Genomic DNA, 6,542 nt, shown 5'->3' with positions numbered 1-6,542 from the left:
CTTTGCCAGCGAAGGTGGGTCAGGCCTACATTGATTGTCGACTGACACTCCTTCGCTGGCAAGCCAGCTCCTACAGGGGTTTTTTGTGTGTTTCAGCGGTATTCGTCTACCGGCACACACGCGCAAAACAGATTCCGATCGCCGTAAACATTGTCCACCCGATTTACCACCGGCCAATACTTGTGCTCCTTGGTGTGCGCATCCGGCGTCACCGCCTGCTCGATGCTGTAGGGCCGCTCCCACACCCCGGTGATGTCGGCCAAGGTGTGCGGCGAACGTTTCAGCGGGTTGTCTTCGGCCGACCAGTTGCCGTTCTGCACCTCGGTGATTTCCGCGCGGATGCTCAGCATCGCCCCGATAAAACGGTCCAGCTCGGCCTTCGATTCACTCTCGGTCGGTTCGACCATCAGTGTCCCCGGCACCGGAAACGACATGGTTGGCGCGTGGAAGCCGTAATCCATCAGGCGCTTGGCCACGTCCTCTTCACTGATCCCGGTCAACGCTTTGAGCGGTCGCAGGTCGAGGATGCATTCGTGGGCCACCCGTTCTTTACGTCCGGTATAGAGCACCGGAAAAGCGCCGGACAAATGCTGTGCGAGGTAATTCGCGGCGAGGATCGCCACCTCGCTGGCGTCCGCCAGTTGCGGGCCCATCATGGCGATGTACATCCAGCTGATCGGCAGAATGCTCGCGCTGCCCCAGGGCGCCGCGCTGACGGCGCCGTTCTCCGGCAGCGGCCCTTCGATCGGTACCACCGGGTGATTGGCGACGAACGGCGCCAGATGAGCGCGCACGCCGATCGGCCCCATGCCCGGGCCGCCGCCACCGTGAGGAATGCAGAAGGTCTTGTGCAGGTTCATGTGGGACACATCGGCGCCAATGTCCGCCGGCCGGGCGAGCCCGACCTGTGCATTGAGGTTGGCGCCATCCATGTACACCTGGCCGCCGTGGCTGTGGATCACTTCACAGATTTCACTGATGCCCTCCTCGTACACGCCGTGGGTCGAAGGATAAGTCGCCATCAGGCAAGCGAGTTTGTCCGAGGCGGCAGCGGCCTTTTGTTTCAGGTCATCCAGATCAACGTTACCCGCCTCGTCGCACTCGACGATCACCACCCGCATCCCGGCCATTTGCGCCGACGCCGGGTTGGTACCGTGGGCCGAGGACGGGATCAGACAGATATCCCGCGCGCCTTGATCGCGGCTCGCGTGATACTTGCGAATCGCCAGCAACCCGGCGTACTCGCCCTGGGCGCCGGAGTTGGGTTGCATGCAGATCGCATCGAAACCGGTGATCGCACAGAGCCAGCGTTCCAGCTCCTCGATCATCAGCGAATAACCCACCGCCTGTTCTTTCGGCACAAAGGGGTGCAGGTTGGCGAATTGTGGCCAGGTGATGGGGATCATCTCGCTGGTGGCATTGAGTTTCATGGTGCAGGAGCCGAGCGGGATCATCGATTGATTGAGCGCCAGGTCCTTGTTTTCCAATTGTTTGAGGTAACGCAGCATTTCCGTTTCGCTGTGGTGTGCGCTGAACACCGGGTGACGTAGATAAGGCGAGGTCCGCAACAGCCCGTCGGGAATGCCGCAAGCCAGGGTTTCGGCGTCCAGATCGTCGACGTCGAGCCCATGATCGGCACCGAGAAATACATCGAACAGTTTCGCCACGGTGCGCTCGTCAGAGGTTTCGTCGAGGCTCAGCCCCAACTGCCCACGCCCGAGAATGCGCAAGTTGATCTGCACTGCCCGGGCGCTTTCGATGATTGCCGTCTGGGTGCCGCCGACCTCCAGGGTCAGTGTGTCGAAAAAATGCTGGTTGAGGCGGGTGATGCCATGTCGCGCCAGGCCCTCGGCGAGGATGCAGGTCAGCCGATGAACCCGCTGTGCAATCCGCTTCAGCCCTTCCGGGCCGTGGTAGACCGCGTAGAAACTGGCGATGTTGGCCAGCAGTACCTGGGCGGTGCAGATGTTCGAGTTGGCCTTCTCCCGGCGGATGTGTTGCTCGCGGGTTTGCAGGGCCATGCGCAAAGCGACGTTGCCGCGAGCATCTTTGGACACGCCGATGATCCGCCCGGGAATCGCCCGCTTGTACTCATCGCGACTGGCAAAAAACGCCGCGTGGGGCCCGCCGTAACCCATGGGCACGCCGAAACGCTGGGATGAGCCGAACACCACGTCGGCGCCCAATTCCCCTGGCGGTGTCAGCAACAGCAGGCTCAGCAGATCGGTGGCGACGCAGGCCAGGGCCTGCTGGGCATGCAGGTGATCGATCAAGGGGCGCAGATCGCGGATCTCGCCATGGGTATCGGGGTATTGCAGCAGCGCGCCGAACACCTGGTGCTGTTTCAAGTTATCCACAGCGTCGATGACCAGCTCGAAACCGAAGCCTTCGGCACGGGTCTGCACCACGGAAATCGTCTGCGGATGACAGTTTTCGTCAACGAAGAACAGATTGCTCCTGGACTTGGCGACACGCTTGGCCAGTGCCATGGCTTCCGCCGCTGCAGTGGCTTCGTCCAGCAGCGAGGCGTTGGCCAGTTCCAGTCCCGTAAGGTCGATGGTCAATTGCTGGAAGTTGAGCAGCGCTTCGAGCCGCCCTTGGGCGATCTCCGGTTGATAGGGCGTGTAGGCGGTGTACCAGCCGGGATTTTCCAGCACGTTGCGCACAATGACAGGCGGGGTGAGAGTGGCGTGGTAGCCCATGCCGATCAGGCTGGTCCAGACCCGATTCTGCTCGGCGTAACCGCGAAGCTTGGCCAGCGCGGCTTCTTCGTCGAGGGCGGGGGGCAGGTCCAGCGCGCGGTTCAGGCGGATTCCCGGTGGCACCGTCTGCTCGATCAACTCGACCCGGCTGCCGAGGCCGAGGCTGTCGAGCATGGCCTGCTGCTCGGCGGCATCGGGCCCGAGGTGGCGGCGAAGAAAGGCATTGGGGTCGCGTAACTGGCTCAAGGACGGCAACTGGGACATGACGGGCTCTCTCTTGACTGGCGCTCAACGTCGATGCAACACGGTCAAACCAGCATAGCAGCCGATACCGACAGTGAACCCTGTCCTGTAGGAGCGAGCTTGCTCGCGATGGTCGTTAACGATAATGCTTGAAGCCTGACACCCCGCGGTGTGCTCAGGTCCATCGCGAGCAAGCTCGCTCCTACAAGGGGAAATCCGGCAGATAATAAAAAGCCCCGACGAGTCGGGGCTTTGGGGATGACGCTTAAGGCTTATTCGCCAATGGCAGCCTTGTAGCCAGCCGCATCGAGCAGCTTGTCCAGGTCAGCGGCGTTGCTTGGCTTGAGCTTGAAGATCCACGCGCCGTACGGATCGGAGTTGAGCAACTCCGGGTTAGCGCTCAGCTCTTCGTTGATCGCGATCACTTCACCGGCCACCGGAGAATAGATATCGGAAGCGGCTTTGACCGACTCCACCACGCCGGATTGATCACCGGCAGCGAAGACTGTGCCGACTTCGGTCAGCTCAACGAACACCACATCGCCCAAGGCTTCCTGAGCGTGATCGCTGATGCCCACGGTGACGGTGCCATCGGCTTCCAGGCGGGCCCATTCGTGACTTTCGGCAAAACGCAGGTCGGCAGGGATATCGCTCATATTCTGTGTCCTCAAGAAAAATGTCAGCGGTCGTTGCCCGCCAGAAAAGGTTAGATCAAGGTTTTGCCATGGCGTACGAAGGTCGGTTTGACCACTCGAACCGGGTACCACTTGCCACGGATTTCCACTTCAGCGCGGTCGGCAGTTGCCATTGGCACGCGCGCCAGTGCTATCGACTTGCTTAGCGTAGGAGAGAAACTACCACTGGTGATCTCCCCTTCGCCAACATTGGCGATGCGAACCACCTGATGAGCGCGCAAAACCCCACGCTCCTCAAGGACCAGACCGACCAGTTTATGTTGTACCCCACCGGCCCGCTCGGCTTCCAGGGCAGTGCGACCGATGAACTGACGTGTGGCCGGCTCCCAGGCAATGCTCCAGGCCATGTTGGAGGCCAGCGGTGAAACGTCTTGATGAATGTCCTGACCGTAAAGGTTCATGCCCGCTTCGACACGCAAGGTGTCCCGTGCGCCGAGGCCGATCGGGGAAATGCCCGCCCCCACCAGATCGTTGAAGAATCCCGGGGCCTGGTCGGCCGGCAGAATGATTTCCAGACCGTCTTCACCGGTGTAACCGGTGCGCGCGATAAACCAGTCGCCGTCGGGCTGGCCTTCGAAAGGCTTGAGCAGCTGGATCAGATTGCCGCGGGACTGAGTCACCAGTTCCGCGATTTTCTGCCGGGCCTGGGGACCTTGAATGGCCAGCATCGCCAACTCCGAGCGCTCATTGAGTTGCACGTCGTAGTCGCCGAGGTGGGCCTGCATCCAGGCCAGGTCCTGATTACGGGTGGAGGCGTTGACCACCAGCCGATAATCGTCGTCGAGGCGATAGACGATCATGTCGTCGACGATGCCCCCGCGCTCATTGAGCATGGTGCTGTACAAGGCACGGCCAGGGCTGTGCAGACGCTCGACGTCATTGGCCAGCAAATGCTGGAGCCAGGCCTTCGCCTGGGGGCCGCCGACATCGATCACGGTCATGTGGGATACATCGAAAACCCCGCAATCGCGGCGCACCTGATGGTGCTCCTCGACCTGCGAGCCGTAATGCAAAGGCATATCCCAACCGCCAAAATCGACCATCTTCGCGCCGAGGGCGAGATGAAGGTCATACAGAGGCGTACGCTGTCCCATGGGTTTCTCCTTCCGGGCGTGGCGAAGGTGCGGGCCGGCGCTGCACGGGGTGAACGCCTTGAAATAAAAGGCTTTCAGCCTATTTCAGCTACCAGGTCTGTAGGACGGACCGCACCGAATGCCGCGCATTGTAGCCTCAAGGTGTAGGACTGGCACCTAGCTGTTTTGATGCGCCGAACGTCTGATCAATCCGATGACCGGTAACAAGCCGACCAGGACCAGTGTCAGTGCCGGCAACGACGCCCTCGCCCACTCCCCTTCGCTGGTCATTTCGAAGATGCGCACCGCCAGCGTGTCCCAGCCAAACGGGCGCATCAGCAGGGTCGCAGGCATTTCCTTGAGCACGTCGACGAACACCAGCAACGCGGCGCTCAAGGTGCCAGGCAGCAATAACGGTAGATACACTTTGAAAAACAGTCGTGGCCCGCTCACGCCAAGGCTGCGTGCCGCTTCGGGCAAAGATGGCCGTATTCGCGCCAGGCTGCTTTCCAGCGGCCCGTAGGCGACGGCGATGAACCGCACCAGATAGGCCAGCAATAAGGCCGACAGACTGCCAAGCAGCAAGGGTTTACCGGCGCCACCGAGCCAGTTCGAAAACGGGATCACCAGCTCGCGATCCAGGTAACTGAACGCCAGCATGATCGACACGGCCAGCACCGAACCGGGCAAGGCGTAGCCGAGGTTGGCCAGGCTGACACCGGAACGTATCGCGCGGGTCGGTGCCAGCCGGCGGGCAAACGCCAGCACCAGGGCGACACCGACGGTGATCAGCGCCGCCATGCCACCCAGGTACAAGGTATGGACGATCAGCCCGGCGTAACGCTCATCCAGATCGAAGCGCCCGCGCTGCCAGAACCACACCACCAGTTGCAGCATCGGAATCACGAAGGCACAGGCGAAGACCAGGCCGCACCAACTCATGGCGGCCAGCGCTTTGAAGCCATGCAGGTGATACAACGCCTTGACCCGAGGTCGCTCGTTACTCGCCCGATTCGCCCCGCGGGCGCGACGCTCGCCGTACAACACGACCATCACCACCAGCAACAGCAGGCTGGCCAGTTGCGCGGCAGTCGAGAGGCTGAAGAAGCCGTACCAGGTTTTGTAGATGGCGGTGGTGAACGTGTCGAAGTTGAACACCGACACGGCGCCGAAATCGGCCAGGGTTTCCATCAGCGCCAATGCCACGCCCGCACCGATGGCTGGGCGCGCCATCGGCAAGGCCACCCGCCAGAACGCCTGCCACGGCGATTGCCCCAGGACCCGTGCCGCTTCCATCAAGCCTTTGCCCTGGGCCAGGAACGCGGTCCGCGCCAACAGGTACACATAGGGATAGAAAACCAGCACCAGCACCACAATCACTCCGCCGGTGGAGCGCACTCGCGGCCATCTGATGCCACTGCCGAACCATTCGCGCAGCAGGGTTTGCACCGGGCCTGCAAAATCCAGCAAACCCACAAAAACGAATGCCAACACATAAGCGGGAATCGCGAACGGCAGCATCAAGGCCCAGTCCAGCCATCGCCGCCCGGGGAATTCGCAGAGGCTGGTGAGCCAGGCCAGGCTCACACCCAGGACCGTTACGCCGACACCGACGCCGAGGACCAATGTCAGGGTGTTGCCGAGCAGGCGCGACATCTGGGTATCCCAGAGGTGGGACCAGATCTGTTGGTCGATGGTTTGCCATGACAACAGCAAGACGCTGAGGGGCAGCAGGACCAGCGCAGCGATGGCGAAGACCAGGGGATACCAGCGGCGTTGGGCGGGGTGGGCCAAGGAAGGTCTCTCGCAAGGAAATCGTGAAGTGTAGG

At 61.6% G+C, this 6,542-nt stretch carries 4 protein-coding genes; all 4 read right to left on the bottom strand.

What is annotated here, in order from left to right:
* Window positions 1–92 precede the first annotated feature (92 nt).
* The gene (gene gcvP, locus BZ163_RS22225) at window positions 93–2,966 is read right to left on the bottom strand and encodes an aminomethyl-transferring glycine dehydrogenase (protein ID WP_128872604.1); all 2,874 of its coding nucleotides are present in this window, start codon (window positions 2,964–2,966) and stop codon (window positions 93–95) included.
* Window positions 2,967–3,217: 251 nt separating this feature from the next.
* Window positions 3,218–3,601 (bottom strand): glycine cleavage system protein GcvH, encoded by a 384-nt coding sequence (gene gcvH / locus BZ163_RS22220; protein ID WP_128872603.1) that lies wholly within the window; start codon window positions 3,599–3,601, stop codon window positions 3,218–3,220.
* 50 nt (window positions 3,602–3,651) lie between these two features.
* Window positions 3,652–4,734 carry a glycine cleavage system aminomethyltransferase GcvT gene (gene gcvT / locus BZ163_RS22215; protein ID WP_128872602.1) on the bottom strand — a complete coding sequence of 361 codons (1,083 nt, stop codon included), beginning with the start codon at window positions 4,732–4,734 and terminating at the stop codon, window positions 3,652–3,654.
* A 156-nt stretch (window positions 4,735–4,890) separates the two neighbouring features.
* Window positions 4,891–6,507, bottom strand: coding sequence for an iron ABC transporter permease (locus BZ163_RS22210; protein ID WP_128872601.1), 1,617 nt, complete (start codon window positions 6,505–6,507; stop codon window positions 4,891–4,893).
* Between the last annotated feature and the right edge of the window lie 35 nt (window positions 6,508–6,542).

Source organism: Pseudomonas sp. VI4.1 (assembly GCF_002029345.1).
In the GTDB taxonomy this organism is placed as follows: Bacteria; Pseudomonadota; Gammaproteobacteria; order Pseudomonadales; family Pseudomonadaceae; genus Aquipseudomonas.
Note: the sequence above shows the minus strand (reverse complement) of the source record. Positions and strands in the feature narration are given on the sequence as shown.

Bases quoted from the DNA above. Each gene is read 5' to 3' on its own strand.
- gcvP (WP_128872604.1), bottom strand. From the start codon at position 2,966: ATGTCCCAGTTGCCGTCCTTGAGCCAGTTACGCGACCCCAATGCCTTT.
- gcvH (WP_128872603.1), bottom strand. From the start codon at position 3,601: ATGAGCGATATCCCTGCCGACCTGCGTTTTGCCGAAAGTCACGAATGG.
- gcvT (WP_128872602.1), bottom strand. From the start codon at position 4,734: ATGGGACAGCGTACGCCTCTGTATGACCTTCATCTCGCCCTCGGCGCG.